Below are 20,074 nucleotides of genomic sequence, written 5' to 3' on the forward strand. Positions count from 1 at the left end.
CCCGGCCGGGCCGGGGCGGCCCGGCCGCCGGAGGCGCCTGCCGGAACCGGCCCCCGCGGGAAGGGTGTTCGGCGGTGATTCACGCGATGGTGTGATCGAATGGGTGGCGGAGGATGGTCCCGGAGCGTCCCGGGTAGGGCCCGGCCATGACGCAGCAGCCCTTCGAACTCCCGCACTTCTACCTGCCGCACCCGGCGCGGCTGAACCCGCACCTGGACGAGGCCCGCGCCCATGCCACGCGCTGGGCCCGCGACATGGGCATGCTGGAGGGCTCCGGGATCTGGGAGCAGTCCGACCTCGACGCGCACGACTACGGACTGCTCTGTGCCTACACCCATCCCGACTGCGACGGCCCCGCCCTCTCCCTCATCACCGACTGGTACGTGTGGGTCTTCTTCTTCGACGACCACTTCCTGGAGACCTTCAAGCGCAGCCAGGACCGGACCGGCGGCAAGGCGTACCTGGACCGGCTGCCCCTGTTCATGCCCCTGGACGACACCGCCGAGGTGCCCGAGCCGCAGAACCCGGTGGAGGCGGGCCTGGCCGACCTGTGGGCGCGTACGGTCCCCGCGATGTCGGCCGACTGGCGCCGCCGGTTCGCGGTGGCCACCGAGCACCTGCTGAACGAGTCCCTGTGGGAGCTGTCCAACATCAACGAGGGGCGGGTCGCCAACCCCGTCGAGTACATCGAGATGCGCCGCAAGGTCGGCGGCGCCCCCTGGTCGGCCGGGCTCGTGGAGTACGCCACCGCCGAAGTGCCCGCCGCCGTCGCCGGTTCCAGGCCGCTGCGGGTGCTGATGGAGACCTTCTCCGACGCCGTGCACCTGCGCAACGACCTCTTCTCCTACCAGCGGGAGGTCGAGGACGAGGGCGAGCTGAGCAACGGCGTGCTCGTCCTGGAGACCTTCTTCGGCTGCACCACCCAGGAGGCCGCCGACACCGTCAACGACGTCCTCACCTCGCGGCTGCACCAGTTCGAGCACACCGCGTTCACCGAAGTGCCCGCCCTGGCCGTGGAGAAGGGCCTCACCCCCGACCAGGTCGCGGCGGTGGCGGCGTACACCAAGGGGCTCCAGGACTGGCAGTCCGGCGGCCACGAATGGCACACCCGCTCCAGCCGGTACATGAACGAACGCGCGCGCCCCGCCAACCCCTGGCAGGCCCCGACCGGGCCCGGCACCTCGGGCGTCGACATGGCCGCGCTGCTCGCCGCGGCCGGCGCCGAACGGCTGCGCGCCCACAGCCACGTCCCGTACGAGAAGGTCGGCCCCTCGCGCATCCCCGACCTCTACATGCCCTTCCGGCTGGAGCTGTGCCCGCATCTGGACCGCTCCCGGCTGCGGCTCGCCGACTGGTGCCACCGCATGGGGATCCTCGCCGAGGGCGTCTGGGACGAGGACAAGCTCGACGCCTACGACCTGGCGCTGTGCTCGGCCGGACTCGACCCGGACGCGACACCCGAGGCCCTGGACCTCAGCGCGCAGTGGCTCGCCTGGGGCACCTACGGCGACGACTACTACCCGCTGGTCTACGGCCACCGCCGCGACCTCGCCGCCGCCCGGCTGACCACCGCCCGTCTGTCGGCCTGCATGCCGGTCGACGGCGAGGAGGCCGCCGTCCCCGGCAACGCCATGGAACGGGGCCTGTCCGACCTGTGGGCGCGGACCACCGCCGAGATGACCCCCGGCCAGCGGCGCACCTTCAAGCAGGCCATCGACTCGATGACCGAGAGCTGGGTGTGGGAGCTGGCCAACCAGTTGCAGAACCGGGTGCCCGACCCCGTCGACTACCTGGAGATGCGGCGTGCCACCTTCGGCTCCGACCTCACCCTGAGCCTGTGCCGGCTGGGACACGGCCCGTCGATCCCGCCCGAGGTGTACCGCAGCGGCCCGGTCCGGTCCCTGGAGAACGCCGCCATGGACTACGCCTGCCTGCTCAACGACGTCTTCTCCTACCAGAAGGAGATCGAGTACGAGGGCGAGATCCACAACGGGATCCTCGTCGTGCAGCACTTCTTCGGCATCGACTACCCGGCGGCGCTGACCGTGGTGCACGACCTGATGACCCAGCGGATGCGCCAGTTCGAGCATGTCGTGGCACACGAACTTCCCGTCGTCTGCGACGACTTCGCGCTGTCCGACGAGGCGCGGGCGACCATGGACGGCTATGTGGCCGACCTGCGCAACTGGCTGGCGGGCATCCTCAACTGGCACCGCAGCGTCAACCGCTACAAGGCCGAGTGGCTGGGCCGCCGCGCCCACACCTTCCTCCCGGACCACCCGCCGGCTCCCGTGCTGCCGGCCCCGGCCCGCGCGCTGCCCGTCGGCTGAACAGAAGCCGGGCCGGAGCTGAACCGGCGCCGGACCGCATCCGGTTCAGCGCCGCCCGGTGACGGCGGCCGTGGTGGTGGCGGGGCGGTCCAGGGCCGTGCGCGACTGCCGGGCGCGCCGGTCCGGCGCGGCGCGCCCTGGTTCATGACGATCTCGTCGAGCGCGCGGATCAGGGCGGCCCGCGCGTGCTCCGTCAGCCCCAGGTCCAGGGCGTGCCCGGCCCAGGTGAACAGCGACGCGCCGTCCTCGTCCGGACCGGCCGCGACGAGGGCGCCGGTGTCCGGGGCGTGGGCGAGGACCACCTCGCGCAGCGCCGGCCGGGGCAGCGGGTCCAGCAGGCGGTAGGCGCACCCCTCCTCGGCGTTGAGCAGCAGGAAGCCGGGCTCGGTGCGCAGCAGCGACTCGTGCAGCAGGGCGACGAGTTCCACCGGGGAGTGCTCGGGCAGTCCGAGCGCGGAGCGCAGAGCACGGAGCCGTCGCCGCACACGAAGTACGTGCCGCCCGAGCCGTCGCCCGCGACCGGTTCGAGCGGTCCGCCGTCGGCGAGCCGTACCTCCTCGACGTGTTCGGCGCCCGCGAGGTCGAACGCGAAGGGAAAGGCCGCCAGTTCGGCCAGACGCGGGCTGTCCCGCAGCAGCCGCAGGAGGTGATCGCTCATACGGCCGAACGTGGCAGGCGCCCGTGTTCTCACTCTTTCGTGGCGCGTGCTCACCCTTTCGTGGCTCGTGGCGGACCAGGTCGCCGGGTAGGCACCAGCCGGAGGAGAACGAATGGAACAGACTGCGTTGCGTCCCAAGCCCCTGCCCGGTGCCGAGCCCGCGGGCGGCGTCTCGCGCGAGCGGAGCCCTTCCGGCACCGGCCAGCGGCGGCCCGGCCGCCGGTTCGCGGGCGCGCTGTGCGGCCTGTGCGCCGGGCTGGTGCTGCTGCTGGCCGGGGTAGGGCTGGGCGCGGTGGGCGCCACGGTGATCGGTGCGAGCAGGCTGGCCGAGGCCCAGCGGCACGCGGGCCTCGCGGGTCCGGCGGCGGCCCCGGCGGTGTCGGCTTCCGGTTCCGGGGCCGGGTCCGGAACCGGCCCGGAGGGTGCCGCGGCGGTGCGGTCGGCGCCGGTTCCGGTGGGGCCGACCCTCGGGGTGGAGGCGGTGGACGACGGGAAGCCCGGGGCGCGGGTCGTCGGCGTCCATGTGCCGGGCCCCGGCTACTCGGCCGGGCTGGTCCGCGGCGATGTGCTGCTCGTGTTCGACCGGACGCGGATCGACTCGGCGGCCGACCTCGCGCGCGCGGTGGCGAAGGCCGACCCCGGCCGTTCGGTGGTGCTGACCGTGCGCCACCGCGGTGGGGGCTACCAGCAGCTGGACGTCACCCCGGGCGTCGTCACCTGACCACGCCGCGTACGTGACGACGGGTACGGCCGCACGCCCCCCGTCGTCGGATCGACGGCCGCCGTCCAGATCGTCGCGTCAGGCCGTCCCGGCAGGTCTTCTGGACGGTCTTCCGTCAGGTCGTCCTTCAGGGTGTCCTCGTGGCTGACGGTGATCACGCCATCAGCGCTCATGGCCGTGCGAGCCCCGACCGTGAGATCGAGTCCGGGAAAGCGGTGGTCGTGCGGACACCCGGGCAGCGAGGATGGAGGAGGGAGCGGACGGCCGGACCGACCGGCTCGCGCCGCCCACTCCGCGCGGGCAGGATGCTGCCCGTGGGCCCTGCCCGACGCCCGACTGTTCGTCCCACCCGCCCCTTCAGCCGCACACGGAGGCCCGGATGACCGGCACCGCGCCCGCGCCCTTCACCGCCGACGACTACCGGGCCCGGATGGCGCGCGCCGAGCGCGCGGCGGCGGACGCCGGACTGGCCGGACTGCTCGTCGCCCCCGGACCCGACCTGGTGTGGCTCACCGGCTACGCGCCGCCCGCCGCCACCGAACGGCTCACCCTGCTGGTCCTGGTCCCCGGCCGCGACCCCGTCCTCGTCGTGCCCACCCTGGAGGCCCCGGACGCCGCCCAGGCCACCGGCGCCCCCGCGCTGACCCTGCGGGACTGGACCGACGGCAAGGACCCCTACGCCCTCACCGCCGCCCTCCTCGACGGCCGCGGCCGCTTCGGCGTCAGCGACAACGCCTGGGCCCTGCACCTGCTCGGCCTCCAGCAGACCCTGCCCGGCACCTCCTACGCCGCCCTCACCGAGGCCCTGCCGATGCTCCGCGCCGTGAAGGACCCGGCCGAGCTCGACCTGCTCGCCGCCGCGGGCGCCGCCGCCGACCGCACGTTCGAGGAGATCAGGCACGTACGCTTCGCCGGGCGCCGCGAGCGCGAGGTGGGCGCCGACCTCGCCGACCTGCTGCGGCGCTTCGGCCACTCCCAGGTCGACTTCACCATCGTCGGCTCCGGGCCCAACGGCGCCGACCCGCACCACGAGGTGGGGGACCGGGTCATCGAACACGGCGACATGGTCGTCCTCGACTTCGGCGGGCTCAAGGACGGCTACGGCTCCGACACCACCCGCACCGTGCACGTGGGCGAACCCACCGACGAGGAGCGCCGGGTGCACGACGTCGTGCGCGAGGCCCAGGAGGCGGGCTTCGCGGCCGTACGGCCGGGCGCGGCCTGCCAGGACGTGGACCGGGCCGCCCGCGCGGTCATCGCCGAGGCGGGCTACGGCGAGTACTTCATCCACCGCACCGGCCACGGCATCGGCGTCACCACCCATGAGCCGCCGTACATGATCGAGGGGGAGCGGCAGCCCCTCGTGCCCGGCATGTGCTTCTCCGTGGAACCCGGCATCTATCTGCCCGGCCGCTTCGGGGTCCGGATCGAGGACATCGTGACGGTCACCGCGGACGGGGGCCGCCGCCTCAACGACACCACCCGGGAGCTGGTCCTGGTGGACTGATCCGCCGACTGATTCCACCCGACCCGACCCGACCCGACGACACGGCGCGACGATGACCCAGGCACCGACACCCACGGCGGACAGCGTCCGCAGGCTGGTCCGCACCCTGCTCCCCGACGCCCCGTGCGACGGCTACGCCGCCGCCGGGGTGCCCGAGGTACGGCCCGTCACCACGGGCGGTGAGCACTCCACCTGGTGGGTCGGCGCGCGCCATGTGCTGCGGCTGGCCCCCGACCGCGACGCCTCGGCGCGGCTGCGCCGCGAACTGCGCCTGCGCGATCTGGCCCGCCCGCACCTGCCGGTGGCCGTCCCCACGAGCGCCGCGCACGGCGAGTGGGCGCCCGGACTTGCGTACACCCTGGACACCAGGATCACCGGCGGCACGGCCGACGAGCTGGACGTCTCCGCGCTCGGCGAGGACGACCTGGCCGGGCTGCTGGCCGGGCTGCGCGCGGTGCCCGTGCGGCAGGCCGGGACGCTCGGCGTCCCGCGCACCGCGCCCCGCTCCCTGGAGGCGCTGCGCCGGATGGCCGTGCACGCCGCGGAGGAGCTCGGCGCGGCCGACGAGTTCGAACCCGCGCGGATGGCCCAGCTCTCCGCGCCCGCCGCGGCCCAGCTGGCCGCCCAGTCCCACGCCGCCGTCCTCGTCCACCACGACCTCAAGGGCGAGCACCTGGTGCTCTCCCCGGACGGCCGGGTCCGCGGCGTCCTGGACTGGACGGACGCGGTGATCGGCGACCCCGCCGAGGACATCGCCGGGCTCGCCCTGGCCGTGGGATCACCGGCCGCCGTGCGCGCGGCCACCCTCGCGGGCTACGGCGCCCGCCCCTGCCTGCGCGGCCTGTGGCTGGCCCGCTGCGACACGGTGGTCCGCCTCGCCGGCCGCCTGGCGGGCCGCGACGAGAGCCCGCTGCCGCTGCTGCGCGTCCAGCTGCGCCACTCCTGGGAGGCGATCCTGCTGGAGCGGGTCACCGAGTTCCGCGAAGAGGGCGAGCAGGACGGCAAACAGGGCGACACGCAGGACGACACGCAGGACGACACGCAGGACGACGGGCAGGAAGGCGCCGGGGGCGGGCAGCCTTAGCCGCGCGGGGCGGGCCGCGCTCAGCTCTGCGCCAGCACCACGCAGGAGCGGCCGGGCAGCCGCAGCAGCCCCGTCCCGCCGGGCGCCTCGACCGGCTCCCAGGCGGCGAGCACCCGGGCCGGACGGGTGCCCAGCGGGATCGCCGCCGTCGCGCTGCCCAGGTTGACGGCCACCCGTACGTCCCCGCGCCGGAAGGCCAGCCAGCCGGCCTCCTCGTCGTGGGCGACCCGGGTGGCGGCGAGGTCCGGATCGGTCAGGTCGGGCAGCCCGCGGCGCAGCGCGATCAGCCGCCGGTACCAGTCCAGCACGCGCGCGTGCGGCTCGCGTCCGGGCTCCGACCAGTCGAGGCAGGAGCGGTCCCGGGTCGCCGGGTCCTGCGGGTCGGGCACGTCCTGCGCCGCCCAGCCGTGTGCCCCGAACTCCCGGCGCCGCCCCTGGCGCACCGCCTCGGCCAGCTCCGGGTCGGTGTGGTCGGTGAAGAACTGCCACGGTGTGCCCGCCGCCCACTCCTCGCCCATGAAGAGCATCGGCGTGAACGGCGCGGTCAGCGTCAGTGTCGCCGCGCACGCCAGCAGCCCGGGGGCGTCCGCCAGCAGCCCCGACAGCCGGTCGCCCCGGGCCCGGTTGCCGATCTGGTCGTGGGTCTGGCTGTAGCCGAGCAGCCGGTGCCCGGCGGTGCGGGTGCGGTCCAGCGGGCGGCCGTGGTGGCGGCCCCGGAAGCTGGAGTACGTCCCGTCGTGGAAGTAGCCGCCGGTGAGGGTCTTGGCGAGCGCGGCGAGCGGGGCGCGCGCGAAGTCGGCGTAGTACGCCTGCGACTCGCCGGTGACGGCGGTGTGCACCGCGTGGTGGAAGTCGTCGCTCCACTGGGCGTGCAGCCCGAGGCCGTGCTCCGCGCGCGGGGTGATCAGCCGCGGGTCGTTCAGGTCCGACTCGCCGATGAGGAACAGCGGCCGGCCCAGGTCCGCCGCGAGCGCGTCCACGGCCGCCGACAGCTCCTCCAGGAAGTGCCGGGCGCGGGTGTCCACGAGCGCGTGCACCGCGTCCAGGCGCAGCCCGTCCAGCCGGTAGTCGCGCAGCCAGGCCAGGGCGCTGCCCAGGAGGTAGTCGCGCACCTCGTCGGAGCCGGGCGCGTCCAGGTTGACGGCCGAGCCCCAGGGCGTGTGGTGGGTGTCGGTGAAGTACGGCCCGAACTTCGGCAGGTGGTTGCCGGACGGGCCCAGGTGGTTGTGCACCACGTCCAGGACCACGCCGAGGCCCAGCTCGTGCGCCCGGTCGACGAAGCGCTTCAGCCCCTCGGGGCCGCCGTAGGGCTCGTGCACCGCCCACAGCGACACCCCGTCGTACCCCCAGCCGTGCCGCCCGGGGAACGGGCACACCGGCATCAGCTCCACGTGCGTGACGCCCAGTTCCACCAGGTGCTCCAGGCGGCCCGCGGCGGCGTCGAAGGTGCCCTCGGGTGTGTACGTGCCGACGTGCAGCTCGTAGAGCACGGCCCCGGGCAGCGGGCGCCCGGCCCAGCCGTCGCCGCGCCAGGTGTGCCGCCCCTGGTCGACGACGGCGCTCAGGCCGTCCGGTCCGTCCGGCTGCCGCCGCGAGCGCGGATCGGGCAGCACCGGGCCGTCGTCCAGGGCGAAGCCGTAGCGCGAGCCGTCCCGCGCCTCGGCCTCGCCGCTCCACCAGCCAGGACGCTCCGGATCGGGCTCCAGCGCGCGCGTGGCGCCGTCGCACCGGAGCGTCACCCGGCCGGCCTGCGGTGCCCACACCTCGAAATGCACGGACGGTTCCCCTTCGTCTGCTTCACCGTGTTGGCGTCCCCATGGTCCTGCAAAGACGATCAGTCCGCTTTCGGTTCCACCCTTTCGCGGGAGATGTCGTCAACTCGGCACACCGCGGCGCCGTTCCCGTTTTCTGGACACCCCGGGCCGGTTGTCCGACAATCACCAGCGTGACGTCGTCCTTCGAGTTCCACACCCATTCCGCGCGGGTGTCCGACGCGGAGCGCGACCGGGCGCTGGAGGTGCTGCGCGACGGCGTCGCGGCCGGCCGGCTGTCGTACGACACGTTCGCGCACCGCATGGAACGGGCGCTGGCCGCCCGCCGCCCGGACGAGCTCGCCGTGCTCACCTCGGACCTGTCCACCGAGGGACGGCTCTCGCGCGCGCTGTTCGGCGCCGTCGGGGCCGTCTCCGGCTTCACCGTGCGGCTGCGCCGGGCCTGGCAGTCCGAGCGGCTGCCCAAGCTGCTGCTGCCGCACGCGGACAGCGGACATCCGCTGCGCATCGGGCGCGACCCGGCGAGCGGACTGCGGCTCAACCACGAGACGGTCTCGCGCACCCACGCCGAGCTGCGCCACCAGAGCGGCCTGTGGGTCCTGCGCGACCTCGGCTCGACCAACGGGACCACCGTCAACGGGCGGCGGGTGACCGGCGCGGCCGTCGTCCGCGAGGGCGACCAGGTCGGCTTCGGGCAGGTGTCCTACCGGCTGTCGGCGCACTGACGCGGTCCGCGCGCCGGGCGGGGGCGCTCCCGTTCGGGTGAGCCGGACTGGGGGCGGCGCACCGGTGTGCCGATACACCCGCCATGACCCACTTCATCAGCAAGGCGACGACCCGGTGGCTGCGCCGGGCAGTGCCGGCCGCGGCGGTCCTCCTCGCGGGCACGGCGGTCCCGGCCCAGGCGGCCGGGTGGGCCCGGCACCACGACCGGGGCGACTGGCTCTATGTCACCGTCACCCACGGCGACACCCGTTCCGGCGGCGGCGACACGCGCGGCACCCTGCTGCTGTGCGACCCGCCGCACGGCCACGCCCACGCGGCCGAGGCGTGCGCGGAGCTGCGCTCGGCGCGCGGCGACATCCGGGGCATCCCCCGCAAGGACGCGTTCTGTTCGATGATCTACGCGCCGGTGACCGTGCAGGCGCGCGGCGAGTGGCAGGGCCGCGCGGTCGACTACACGGAGACCTTCGCCAACGGCTGCGAGATGAACGCCCGGACGGGGGACGTGTTCGCGCTGGACGCGTGAGCGGCGCGCGGCGGGGCGGGCCTCCCGTACCGGTGGCGGCGCGGGCGTCCGCGCCGCCACCGTCAGCCGGCCACGTCACGGGCGTGGCGGGCCGTCTCCACCACCGTGCGGGACTGGTGCTCCACCTGGTGCTCCAGCGGCACCCAGCGGGCCCGGAACCGGTCGGCGAAGGCCACGCTCCAGGTCGCCACGAGACGGGCGAGCGCCGGTGCCGCCCGGTCGTCGGCCGCGCGCAGCACCCGCAGCAGCATCGCGGCGGCCCGCAGCGGCAGCCGCCGGCCGAAGGCGTCCACACTGCCGACGTAGGCCCTGCTCGTGTCGGCGGGCGGGCCGTCCGTCCAGTCCGCCGCCAGCCCCGGCACCACGCCGAGACCCCAGCGGGCCGCGCGCAGCAGCGGCCCGTCGGCGCCCCGCAGCCGGGGCAGCGCGTCGGCGAGCACCGCCTCCACCGCCCGCGCGTCCCGCAGCAGCCGGGCGGCCAGCCGCCGCAGCTCCGCCTCGGGCGCGGGGTGCGGTGCCGGGTCGTCGACCAGGTCGCTCGCCCACATCGGGATCTCCACGACCGCCGTCAGACCGCCGTGGCGGTGCGCGTGGTACCAGGTGCTGTGCCGGGCGTCGTCGGGCAGGCTCGGGTGGGCCGGGGCCGCGCCGGGCGCCGGCATCACCCGCACCCCGGGCCCGGAGACGGGCCAGCCCGCCGCGTCGCAGGCCCCCGTCTCGATGGGGATGCGCAGCTCCGCCGCCGATTTGCAGAAAGGTTCCGCCAGACCGGGCACGTCGCGGGTGAGCTGCACCCAGCTGCCGCCCAGCTCGGTGCCGTGCAGCGTCACCTGGAGGTAGGGGCGCAGCGCGTCGATCACCCCGGTCAGCGCCCGGGTCTCGGGCGGCAGCCGGCCGGGCGGCAGCACGGACGGCGACCACTCCGGCTGCTCGGCCCCGGCCGGCCGGAAGAAGCCCAGGTGGTAGTCGAGCAGCGTGCGCGGCGCCGGGGTCACGTGCAGGCTCGCCCCGTCCGGGTCGGCGCAGAGCAGGAAGTGCCAGGAGGTGTCCGCCCGCAGCTCCCGCTCGTCCCGCACCCGCCGGGCCAGCGCCAGGAGCGTCGAACCGCCCGCGGGCTCGTTGGCGTGCGCGCCCGCGACCACCAGCACGGCCCGGCGGGCGTGCCCCACGGACAGCAGGTGCAGCGGCCGGCCCGCCCGGGAGAGACCGACCCGGTCGAGGGCGCACAGGTCCGGCCGGTGCGCGGCCAGCGCTCGGGCACCGGCCACCAGTTCGGGCACACTGGGGTAGCGCGTCTCCGGCAGAGGACTCACCCCCGTACGCGTCCGCCCGGTTTCGCATTCCGCAGTACCCCACGGCCGGTGACGGCTGTCAAGGGCATGCTCGACGACGGACCGGGCACCCCCTCCCGGCGCCCCGCGCTCAGTCCTCGCCGGCCGGTCCGCCGACCCGTTCCAGCAGCGCCACCGGCAGCGCCGCGAACAGCTCCGCCACGCGCGCGTGCCCCTCGAAGTGCCGTCCCGGAGCCAGGACGTCCGCCCAGCGGCCCGGCGGCAGCGGCAGCCGGGTGCCGCGCCAGCCGCCCGCCTCCGCCAGGCGCAGCGACAGCCGGGTCACGGCCGTGACCACCTCACCGGAGCGTGTGAAGGCCGCGCAGTGCTCCGCCGCCGGGCCCTCGGCGCGCAGCGGCTCGTACGTCCCCGCGGCGCCGAACACCTCGGGCCGGCGCCCCCGCAGCCGCAGCGCCGCCGCCGTCAGCGCGCCCTTGACCCCCGCGTCGGCGGGCGGCAGGTCCACGGGCCGCCGGTTGTCCGGGTCGACCAGCGCCCGGTACTCGGCCTCCGTGCCCTGGTAGAGATCGGGCACGCCCGGCATCGTCAGGTGCACCAGGGCCGTGCCCAGCACATTGGCCGCGACATGGGCCTCCAGCTCGTCGCGGAAGGCGCTCACCCGCGCGCCCGGCGCCCCGCACGGCCCCTCGGCGACGAACCGCTCCACCGCCTTCTCGTACGCCGCCTCGCGCTCCGTCCAGCTCGTGTACAGACCCGCCTCGCGCACATGCTTCAGCAGCGCGCCGCGCACCCGCTCCGGATCGGCGGGACCCAGCCCGAACACCGTCTGCCAGGCCGCCCACGCCAGTTGCGCGTCGGGCACGAGCGCGTCCTCGCCGGTCACCTCGGCCAGCAGCCGTGCCCAGCGCCCCGGGCACTGGGTCAGCACGGTCAGGGCCGCCCGCACGTCCGCGCTGCGCTTGGTGTCGTGCGTGGTGACCACCGTCCCGGTCCCGGGCCAGTCGCGCTGCACGCGCGCGCAGTACGCGTGGAAGTCCTCGGGCGGCACGGCCGGGCGCCCCGGGTCCCCGCCGACCTCGTTGGCCGACAGCAGCGGCACGTACCGGTAGTACGCGGTGTCCTCCACGGACTTCGCGCGCAGCGCGGAGGCGGCCTGCGCGAACCGGGTCCGCAGCTCCGCCGCCCCCGCACCCTCGCCGGCCCGGCCGACCACCAGGTCGCGCACCACGTCCACGGCGTCGGCCTCCTCGGGCACGGCGAAGGCGAGCCGGGCCCGTCCGGCGGCCTCCTCGGTGACCACCGAGGCCGCGTCCACGGAGGCGTAGGGCCGGTACACCTCCAGACGGACCAGCAGCTCCTGGAGCGCGGTGCGCAGCGCCCACGGCGCGCGGTCGCGCAGCGCCGGGTCGGGCGCGGACGAGCACACCCGGTCCGCGGCGCGGGTCAGCCGCGCGCTCTCGGCGGCCAGCTCGTGGCCGATCACCTGGTACGCGGCCCGCCGGACCGTGGCCGCCCAGTCGCCGCCGCGGTCGGTCTGCGGGGCGGCGAAGCTCCGGTAGTGGTCCAGCAGTTCGTCCGCGCCGGCCGGATCGGTGAACAGCCCGTCGGCGTGCCGCAGGGCGTCGTACCCGGTGGTGCCCGCGACCGGCCAGGAGGGCGGCAGGTGCTCACCCGCGGAGAGGATCTTCTCCACCACCGTCCAGCGGCCGCCGCTCGCCCGGTGCAGCCGGGCGAGGTAGCCGTCGGGGTCGGCGAGGCCGTCGGGGTGGTCGATCCGCAGCCCGTCGACCACGCCCTCGCGCAGCAGCTGGAGGATCTTGCCGTGGGTCGCGTCGAACACCTCCGGGTCCTCCACCCGCACCCCGATCAGCTCCGAGATGCTGAAGAAGCGGCGGTAGTTCAGCTCCGTACGGGCCAGCCGCCACCACACCGGCCGGTACCACTGCGCGTCCAGCAGCTCCGGCAGCGGCAGGTGCGCGGTGCCCGCCCGCAGCGGGAAGGCGTGGTCGTAGTAGCGCAGCACGTCGCCGTCCGCCTTCAGCTGCCCGGCCTCCGCGCCGACCGGGCCGCCGAGCACCGGCAGCAGCACCTTGCCGCCCCCGGCCTCCCAGTCGATGTCGAACCAGCGGGCGTACGCGGACGCGGGACCCTCCCGCAGCACGTCCCACAGGGCGGGGTTGTGCCGCGGGACCATCGCCATGTGGTTCGGCACGATGTCCACGATCAGGCCGAGACCGTGCTCCCGCGCGGTGCGCGCCAGCGCGCGCAGCCCCTCCTCGCCGCCGAGTTCGCCGCGCACCCGCGAGTGGTCCACCACGTCGTACCCGTGCGGCGAACCCGGGACGGCCTCCAGGACGGGGGAGAGGTGCAGGTGCGAGACGCCGAGCGACGCCAGGTACGGCACGGCCGCCGCGGCGGCCTCGAACGGGAACGCGGGCTGGAGCTGGAGCCGGTAGGTGGCCGTGGGCACGGCGGGTACGGGGTGCTCGGGTGTCATGCGATGCTACGTACCCGCCTGGCCCGGTTTCGTGTCATCGGTCCGTCCACGTGCGCGGTGTGAATGGCTAGCTTCGGACGATGACCACAGCGCGGCGGCGCGGCGCCCGGGAGACCTACCGTGACGTGATCGGCCTGACCGGACCGCTGCTTCCTGCGGTGTCGTTCCCCGGGCGGCTGCCCACGGCCACCATCCAGTTCGGCAGTGTGCTGCTGGTCGCCCGGACGAGTGACTCGCTGGCCGCCGCCGGATTGACCGGAGGAGCGCTCGCCCTCGGGCAGGTCTCGTGCGGGCCCCTCGTGGGGCGGCTCGCCGACCGGCACGGACAGCGCGCCGTCGTGCTGCTGTTCGCCTGGGCCAACGCGGTGGCGATCACCGCGCTGGTCGCCGGGGCGCTCGCGGGGCTCGGCGCGCCCGCGCTCGCGCTGCTGGGCGCGGGCGCGGGCGCGACCGTACCGCTGATCGGCCCGCTGGCCCGCGCCCGCCTCGTCGCCCTCGCCCGCGGGGCCGGGGCGTCCGAGGACACGGTGGGCGCGGCGCTCTCCTTCGAGAGCACCCTCGACGAGATCTCGTTCGTCCTCGGCCCCGCCCTGGTCGGTGTCGCCTCGGTCCTCGCGCACCCGGCGTACGCCCTGGGCGCGGCGGCGGTGCTGGTGGCGGTGTGCGGCACCGGCTTCGCCCTGCACCCGACGGCCGCGGCGACCCGCCCGGCCGCCAGCGGCCACCGGGCCGCCACGCGCGCGCGTGGCGGACGGCCGCCCGTCCTACGCGCGCGTGCCGGGCGGAGGGCCGACGCACGCGCGCGTGCCGGCCGCGGCGAGGACACCGGCCGTCGTCCGCGCATGCCGCGCGCCGTGCACGCGCTGCGGGCGGCGCTGGCCCTCCAGGGGGCGATGTTCGGCGCCTGCCAGGCGGGCATCACCGCGCTGACCGGGCGGCTGGGCCACGAGGACCAGGCCGGTCTGGTGTACGCCGCCATGGGGGTGATGAGCGCGGTCGCCGGGCTGTCCATGGCGGCGCTGCCCGCCCGCTTCGGACTGCGGGCCAGATGGCGGACGGCCACGGCGGCGGCGTTCGCGCTGTCCCTGCCGCTCCTGGTCACCCATGGCCTGGCCGCGCTGTACACCGTGGTGACCGTGCTCGGGGTGGCCTACGCCCCGCATTTGATCACGGTGTTCGCGCTGACCGAGCGCGCGGTGCCGCCCGCCCGGCTCGCCGAGGCGATGGCGTACGCGACGAGCGCGATCGTCGCCGGGCAGGCCGTCGCCGTCGCCGTCTGCGGCCGGCTGGCCGGTGCCCACGGGCCCGGCGCCGCCTTCGCCGTGGCGAGCACGGCGGCCGCGCTCGCCGCGGTGCTCGCGCTGGCGGCGCGGCCGGTGCCCCGCGCGCCCGCCTCGCCGGACACCCTCCCCGCGCGCGTGGGCGCCGACGACCGCGCCCGGAGGACTACGCCGGGCGTTGCAGGACGACCAGGCTCCGGTCCGTGAGGGTGAGCCGGTCGCCCGCCTGCGCGCCGCGGCCGGTGCCGGGCGGGACCGGGACGGAGCGGGCGGTGTCCACGACCACCCGCCACTGGCGCCCGTGGTCGACCGGCACGACGAAGTCCAGGGGCCGGGCCGCCGCGTTGAACATCAGCAGGAACGAGTCGTCGGTGATCCGCTCGCCGCGCTGGCCCGGCTCGGAGATCGCGTTGCCGTTGAGGAACACGGTCAGCGCGGAGGCCGACGCGGAGTCCCAGTCCCGCTGGGTCATCTCCTTGCCCTCCGGGGTGAACCAGGCGATGTCCGAGAGCTCGTCGTGGGTGCCCTCCACCGGCCGCCCGTGGAAGAAGCGGCGCCGCCGGAAGACCGGGTGCTCCTTGCGCAGCCGGGCCATCGCCCGGACGAACTCCAGCAGCTCGCCGTCCGGCTCGCCGGGCTCCGGCCAGCGCACCCAGGCCAGTTCGTTGTCCTGGCAGTAGGCGTTGTTGTTGCCCCGCTGGGTGCGCGCGAACTCGTCGCCGTGGCTGATCATCGGCACGCCCTGGGACAGCATCAGCGTGGAGAGGAAGTTGCGCATCTGCCGGGCCCGCAGCTCCCGCACCTCCGGGTCGTCGGTGGGGCCCTCGGTCCCGCAGTTCCAGGACCGGTTGTGGCTCTCGCCGTCCCGGTTGTCCTCGCCGTTGGCCGCGTTGTGCTTGTCGTTGTAGGCCACCAGGTCGTGCAGGGTGAAGCCGTCGTGGCAGGTGACGAAGTTGATCGAGGCCAGCGGGCGGCGGCCGTCGTCCTGGTAGAGGTCGGAGGAGCCGGTCAGCCGGGAGGCGAACTCCGCCAGCGCCCGTGGCTCGCCGCGCCACAGGTCCCGTACGGTGTCGCGGTACTTGCCGTTCCACTCGGTCCACAGCGGCGGGAAGTTGCCCACCTGGTAGCCGCCCTCGCCCACGTCCCAGGGCTCGGCGATCAGCTTCACCTGGGAGACCACCGGGTCCTGCTGCACCAGGTCGAAGAACGACGACAGCCGGTCCACCTCGTGGAACTGCCGCGCCAGGGTGGCCGCCAGGTCGAAGCGGAAGCCGTCCACATGCATCTCGGTGACCCAGTAGCGCAGCGAGTCCATGATCAGCTGGAGCACGTGCGGGGACCGCATCAGCAGGGAGTTCCCGGTGCCGGTGGTGTCCGTGTAGTGGCGCGGGTCGTCCGCGAGGCGGTAGTAGCGCGGGTTGTCGAGGCCCTTGAAGGACAGGGTCGGGCCCAGGTGGTTGCCCTCCGCGGTGTGGTTGTAGACCACGTCGAGGATGACCTCGATCCCGGCCTCGTGCAGCGCCCTGACCGCCGACTTGAACTCCAGGACCTGCTGCCCGCGGTCGCCCCAGGAGGTGTACGCGTTGTGCGGGGCGAAGAAGCCGATGGTGTTGTAGCCCCAGTAGTTGTTCAGGCCCATGTCCACCAGACGGTGGTCGTTGACGAACTGGTGTACGGGCATCAGCTCCAGGGCCGTCACCCCCAGCTCCGTCAGGTGTTCGATGACCGCCGGGTGGGCCAGTGCCGCGTAGGTGCCGCGCAGCTCCTCGGGCAGCCCCGGGTGGCGCATGGTGAGGCCCTTGACGTGCGCCTCGTAGATCACCGTCTCGTGGTAGCCGCGGCGCGGCGGACGGTCGTCGCCCCAGTCGAAGTACGGGTTCACCACCACCGACGTCATGGTGTGCGGGGCGGAGTCCAGGTCGTTGCGGCGGCCGGGGTCGCCGAAGTGGTAGCCGTAGACCTCCTCGCCCCACCGGACCGAGCCGCTGATCGCACGCGCGTACGGATCCAGCAGCAGCTTCGCCGAGTTGCAGCGCAGCCCGCGCTCCGGGGCGTACGGACCGTGCGCGCGGAACCCGTACCGCTGGCCGGGCATCACGCCCGGCAGGTACGCGTGCCGGACGAACGCGTCGCTCTCCCGCAGCTCCACCGCCGTCTCCGAGCCGTCGTCGTGCAGCAGACACAGCTCCACTCGGTCCGCGGCCTCCGTGAAGACCGCGAAGTTGGTGCCGGCGCCGTCGTACGTGGCGCCGAGCGGATACGCCTCTCCAGGCCAGACCTGCATGGACACGACCCTCTGTGGTGTGCGGCGCCCCGGGTGGCGCCCCTGGCCCGAGTGTCCCCGAAAGTGCGGCCGCCACCTATGACTTCGCCACGGGTGCGTCGTCCGGCCGCGTTCTGTCCGAAGCTGTTCGAAAACCCCGGCGCCGGGTCCGCCGCTCCCGTCAACCCCGTGAATCCGCTCACCGCGCCGCCCGTCGCGGCCGGAACACGTGAGTGACCGGGGGAAGTTGGGAAAGGAGCTGTCCATCCGGCTGCACCCGGTACCGCTCCCGGAGTACCCTTCCTTGATCGTTGGGACGGGGATGCTCGGGGGAGCGGAAGGCGGTGCACGGGTGGGCTCGGGAGGCCTGGAGCTTCCCCCTGGTGACGAGGGTCACGAGGGGAACTCCGCAGACGTCCCGCCCGGCGCGGTGTCCCTGGCCCGGCCGATGGACGCGGGTGCCATCGGCCCGGAGCTGGACTGGGACGCGGACGCCTGGCGCGAGGTGCGCACCCGCGCCCAGCGGGCCGGCCGGGCCTACATCTGGCTGAACCTCGTCGAACAGCGGCTGCGCTCGGTCGTCTCGGCCGTGCTGCGGCCCGTCTACGAGCCCGTCCACGGCGACGACTGGGTGGTCGCCGCCGCCGGACCGGCCGGGCAGGAGTGGGTGCAGCGCGCCGTCGCGGTCCGGGAGGTCAGCCGCCGCAAGGGCTATCTGCTCGACCCGGCCGACGACAATGTCATCAGCTTCCTCACCCTGCCCCAGCTGCGCGAGCTGATGGTGCAGCACTGGCCCTGCTTCGAGCCGTACCTCGACGAGCGCCGGGACGTCGAACTCGCCCTGGACGAGCTGGAGGTCACCCGCAACGTCGTCTCGCGCAACCGCGCCCTGTCCAAGGCCGTGCTCAGCCAGGCCGAGCGCGCCTCCGCGCGGCTGCTGGAGATCCTCGGCACCGGCGGCGACGTGCCCTCGGCCCGGCGGCTGCCGGTGGACGCCGTGGAGGACCTGGTCGGCGACCGGTACGCGGACGTGGTCGCCGTGCACCCGGACCGGGTGCGGCTGCTGCGGCAGTTCCCGGCCGAGGACATCTTCGGCGGCGCCCGCCGCCTGGACGCCATGGGCATCGGCCTGAACCTGCTGGTGCAGAACTTCTCCGGCCGCCGCCTGGTGCGGCTGGCCGAGTCCGGCTGCCGGGTGCGGCTGCTGTTCCTGAACCCGGCCTCCAGCGCGGTCAAGCGGCGCGAGCGGGAACTGGGCCTCAAGCGCGGCGAGCTGAGCCGGTCGGTGGAGATGGGCATCCTGCACATGCGCCGGGTGCGCTCCCGGCTGCGCGACCCGGACGCCTTCGAGATCCAGGTCTACGACGAGACACCGCGCCTGACGGCCTACCTGGTGGACGGCGACGGCTCCGATGGCGTCGCGGTCGTCCAGTCGCACCTGCGGCGCAGCCGGGGCATGGAGGCGCCGGTGTTCGTGCTGCGCAACGGGAACAGGCACGGGACCAGGACGGTCAAGCCGGACGAGGTGGGCGACGTGGGCGAAGGCGGCCTCTTCTCCACCTACCGCGAGGAGTTCGAGCTGATGTGGACCGATTCGCGCCCAGTGTCCTGAATCATCCCGCCGATCAGCGGAACGCGCTCCTCGCGTTGTCAGTGGCCCGTGCGAAGGTGGGGACCACTGGGGGAAGCACCACCGAGAAGGGGGGCCGCCATGGGCTGGCACCAGGAGCTGCTGATCGGCTTCGACCTGGAGACGACCGGGACGGATCCGCACGAGGCGCGCATCGTCACGGCGGCCGTGATCGAGGTCAGAGGAGGAGAGCCGCTCGGCCACCGGCAGTGGCTGGCCGACCCGGGGGTCCCGATCCCCGAGGACGCGGTCGCCGTGCACGGCATCAGCAATGAGCGGGCCGCCGCCGAGGGCGCCCCGGCCGACCGGGTCGCCGACGCGGTGGCGGAGGCGCTGACCGGGTACTGGAGGGCGGGCGTGCCCGTCGTGGCGTACAACGCGGCCTTCGACCTGACCCTGCTCGCCGCCGAACTGCGGCGCCACGGGCTGCCGTCGCTCGGCGACCGCCTGGGCGGGGCCGAGCCGGGCCCGGTCGTCGACCCGTACACCATCGACCGCTCGGTCGACCGCTACCGACGCGGCAAGCGCACCCTCCAGGCCGTCTGCACGGAGTACGGCGTGGTCCTCGGCTCCGCGCACGATGCCTCGGCGGACGCGCTCGCGGCGGCCCGGCTGGCCGGGGCGATAGCCGGCCGCCACCCGAAGGTCGCGGCCCTCGGCCCGGCGGAGCTGCACCGCCGTCAGATCGAGTGGTACGCGGCCTGGGCGGCGGACTTCCAGAGCTTCCTGCGCCGCAAGGGCGACGCGGGAGCGGTGGTCGACGGGACCTGGCCGCTGCGGCAGCCCGCGGGCGAGACCGTCTGACGGCCCCCGGGGCGACAGGAGCGGCGCGCGGAGGGGCGGGGCGCGCCGGGGCGGCTCAGAAGGGGTACCAGCGCACCGACTCGTCCCCGTCCCGCAGCGACGCCACCCGGCGTTCGAACTCGGCCAGCGCCCTGGGGTTGCTCGGCGCGTGCTGGGCGACCCAGGCGCAACTGGCCGTCTCCCGCGCCCCGCGCAGCACCGTGCACCCCGCCCACTCCCGTACGTCCCAGCCGTAGCCCGAGGTGAAGGAGTCGTAGGCGGCGGCGGGCAGCCCGTAGCGGTCCCGGGACAGCGCCAGCACCACCAGGTCGTGCTCGCGCAGGTCGAAGGAGAAGGTCTCCAGGTCGACCAGGACCGGTCCGTCCGGGCCGATGTGCACATTGCGGGGCAGCGCGTCGCCGTGGATCGGGCCGGGCGGCAGCTGCGGGGCGAGCGCGGCGGCGGCCGGGGCGAAACCGTCGCGACGCTCGCGCAGATACGCCGCGTCCGCCGGGTCGATCGCGTCGCCCGCGAGCCGCAGCCAGCGCTCCACCCCGCCCAGCAGTTCGCGCGGCGGCAGCGGGAAGTCCGGGGCGGGCAGGGCGTGGACGGCCCGGAGCAGGGGAGCGAGGTCACCCGGCTCGGCCGGACGCACCGGATCCGGGAGCCGGTGCCACACGGTCACCGGATGACCCTCGACGAGCCGCGCCCGCGGGTCGGCCGCCCGGACCGCGGGCACCCCGGCCCCGGCCAGCCACTCGGCCACCGCCAGCTCGCGGCCGGCCCGGTCGAACAGTTCGGCGTCGCGGCCCACCTTGACCACCAGGTCACCGGCGGCGAACACCGCGTTCTCGCCCAGCGCCAGCAGCCGCGCCCCGCGCGCCGCCGGGACCGGCAGCACCCCGGCAGCGACCAGCACCTCGCGCGCCCTCGCCTCGTCCATGTCGCCCGCCTCCGTGTCCGCCCGGATCCCGTTCTCCGCCGGACAGTGTCGCATTCGTACAGGTG

15 protein-coding genes are annotated in these 20,074 nt (G+C 75.0%); 9 read left to right on the forward strand and 6 right to left on the reverse strand.

The annotated features are described in order from the left end of the window. Positions 1-146 precede the first annotated feature (146 nt). Entirely contained in the window at positions 147-2,330 is a 2,184-nt protein-coding gene (gene cyc2, locus R4Z62_RS27025; protein WP_491521133.1) for a germacradienol/geosmin synthase Cyc2, read from the forward strand. Here the strand turns inward: cyc2 and R4Z62_RS27030 are convergent. After that, on the reverse strand, positions 2,228-2,815 hold the full coding sequence (locus R4Z62_RS27030; RefSeq protein ID WP_491521134.1) for a hypothetical protein: 588 nt from the start codon (positions 2,813-2,815) through the stop codon (positions 2,228-2,230). The genes cyc2 and R4Z62_RS27030 overlap by 103 nt on opposite strands. 285 nt (positions 2,816-3,100) lie before the next feature. On the opposite strand from R4Z62_RS27030, the gene R4Z62_RS27035 reads away from it, so the two are divergent. The 3 genes from R4Z62_RS27035 (at position 3,101) to R4Z62_RS27045 (ending at position 6,300) form a co-directional block, all read left to right on the forward strand. Beyond that, on the forward strand, positions 3,101-3,709 hold the full coding sequence (locus tag R4Z62_RS27035) for a PDZ domain-containing protein (RefSeq protein ID WP_491521135.1): 609 nt from the start codon (positions 3,101-3,103) through the stop codon (positions 3,707-3,709). A 379-nt stretch (positions 3,710-4,088) separates the two neighbouring features. Beyond that, the gene (locus R4Z62_RS27040) at positions 4,089-5,216 is read left to right on the forward strand and encodes an aminopeptidase P family protein (RefSeq protein WP_355481970.1); all 1,128 of its coding nucleotides are present in this window, start codon (positions 4,089-4,091) and stop codon (positions 5,214-5,216) included. A 52-nt stretch (positions 5,217-5,268) separates the two neighbouring features. After that, entirely contained in the window at positions 5,269-6,300 is a 1,032-nt protein-coding gene (locus R4Z62_RS27045; protein ID WP_491521136.1) for a phosphotransferase family protein, read from the forward strand. Positions 6,301-6,320: 20 nt separating this feature from the next. Here the strand turns inward: R4Z62_RS27045 and treZ are convergent, their stop codons facing one another. Beyond that, complete coding sequence (gene treZ / locus R4Z62_RS27050; protein WP_382847031.1) at positions 6,321-8,075, reverse strand: malto-oligosyltrehalose trehalohydrolase; 1,755 nt, start codon at positions 8,073-8,075, stop codon at positions 6,321-6,323. A gap of 170 nt (positions 8,076-8,245) precedes the next feature. Here treZ and R4Z62_RS27055 point away from each other — a divergent pair, with 170 nt between their 5' ends. Both R4Z62_RS27055 and R4Z62_RS27060 read left to right on the forward strand, forming a co-directional pair. Then, positions 8,246-8,797 carry an FHA domain-containing protein gene (locus tag R4Z62_RS27055; RefSeq protein WP_491521137.1) on the forward strand — a complete coding sequence of 184 codons (552 nt, stop codon included), beginning with the start codon at positions 8,246-8,248 and terminating at the stop codon, positions 8,795-8,797. A gap of 83 nt (positions 8,798-8,880) precedes the next feature. Next, on the forward strand, positions 8,881-9,321 hold the full coding sequence (locus R4Z62_RS27060) for an SSI family serine proteinase inhibitor (RefSeq protein ID WP_064535852.1): 441 nt from the start codon (positions 8,881-8,883) through the stop codon (positions 9,319-9,321). Positions 9,322-9,383: 62 nt separating this feature from the next. On the opposite strand, the gene R4Z62_RS27065 is transcribed toward R4Z62_RS27060, so the two are convergent. Together R4Z62_RS27065 and treY are read right to left on the reverse strand one after the other, a co-directional pair. Further along, positions 9,384-10,634 carry a M14 family zinc carboxypeptidase gene (locus R4Z62_RS27065; protein WP_491521138.1) on the reverse strand — a complete coding sequence of 417 codons (1,251 nt, stop codon included), beginning with the start codon at positions 10,632-10,634 and terminating at the stop codon, positions 9,384-9,386. 109 nt (positions 10,635-10,743) lie between these two features. Then, positions 10,744-13,110: a malto-oligosyltrehalose synthase gene (gene treY, locus R4Z62_RS27070; protein WP_491521139.1), complete on the reverse strand. Its 2,367-nt coding sequence runs from the start codon at positions 13,108-13,110 to the stop codon at positions 10,744-10,746. 80 nt (positions 13,111-13,190) lie between these two features. Here treY and R4Z62_RS27075 point away from each other — a divergent pair, with 80 nt between their 5' ends. Next, positions 13,191-14,597: an MFS transporter gene (locus R4Z62_RS27075; RefSeq protein WP_491521140.1), complete on the forward strand. Its 1,407-nt coding sequence runs from the start codon at positions 13,191-13,193 to the stop codon at positions 14,595-14,597. Here R4Z62_RS27075 and glgX read toward each other — a convergent pair. Then, entirely contained in the window at positions 14,557-16,674 is a 2,118-nt protein-coding gene (gene glgX / locus R4Z62_RS27080) for a glycogen debranching protein GlgX (protein ID WP_064535856.1), read from the reverse strand. The two genes, R4Z62_RS27075 and glgX, sit on opposite strands and share 41 nt — an antisense overlap. Before the next feature lie 301 nt (positions 16,675-16,975). Between glgX and R4Z62_RS27085 the strand changes: the two genes are divergently transcribed. Continuing rightward, positions 16,976-18,265 carry a DUF5919 domain-containing protein gene (locus R4Z62_RS27085; RefSeq protein ID WP_491521141.1) on the forward strand — a complete coding sequence of 430 codons (1,290 nt, stop codon included), beginning with the start codon at positions 16,976-16,978 and terminating at the stop codon, positions 18,263-18,265. A gap of 99 nt (positions 18,266-18,364) precedes the next feature. Beyond that, complete coding sequence (locus tag R4Z62_RS27090; RefSeq protein ID WP_491521142.1) at positions 18,365-19,087, forward strand: 3'-5' exonuclease; 723 nt, start codon at positions 18,365-18,367, stop codon at positions 19,085-19,087. Between the two features lie 55 nt (positions 19,088-19,142). On the opposite strand, the gene R4Z62_RS27095 is transcribed toward R4Z62_RS27090, so the two are convergent. Next, a complete protein-coding gene (locus R4Z62_RS27095; protein WP_382847039.1) occupies positions 19,143-20,009 on the reverse strand; it encodes a phosphotransferase enzyme family protein in 867 nt (288 codons plus the stop codon). Positions 20,010-20,074: the final 65 nt, after the last annotated feature.

It is taken from the genome of Streptomyces sp. PL-25 (assembly GCF_058344915.1).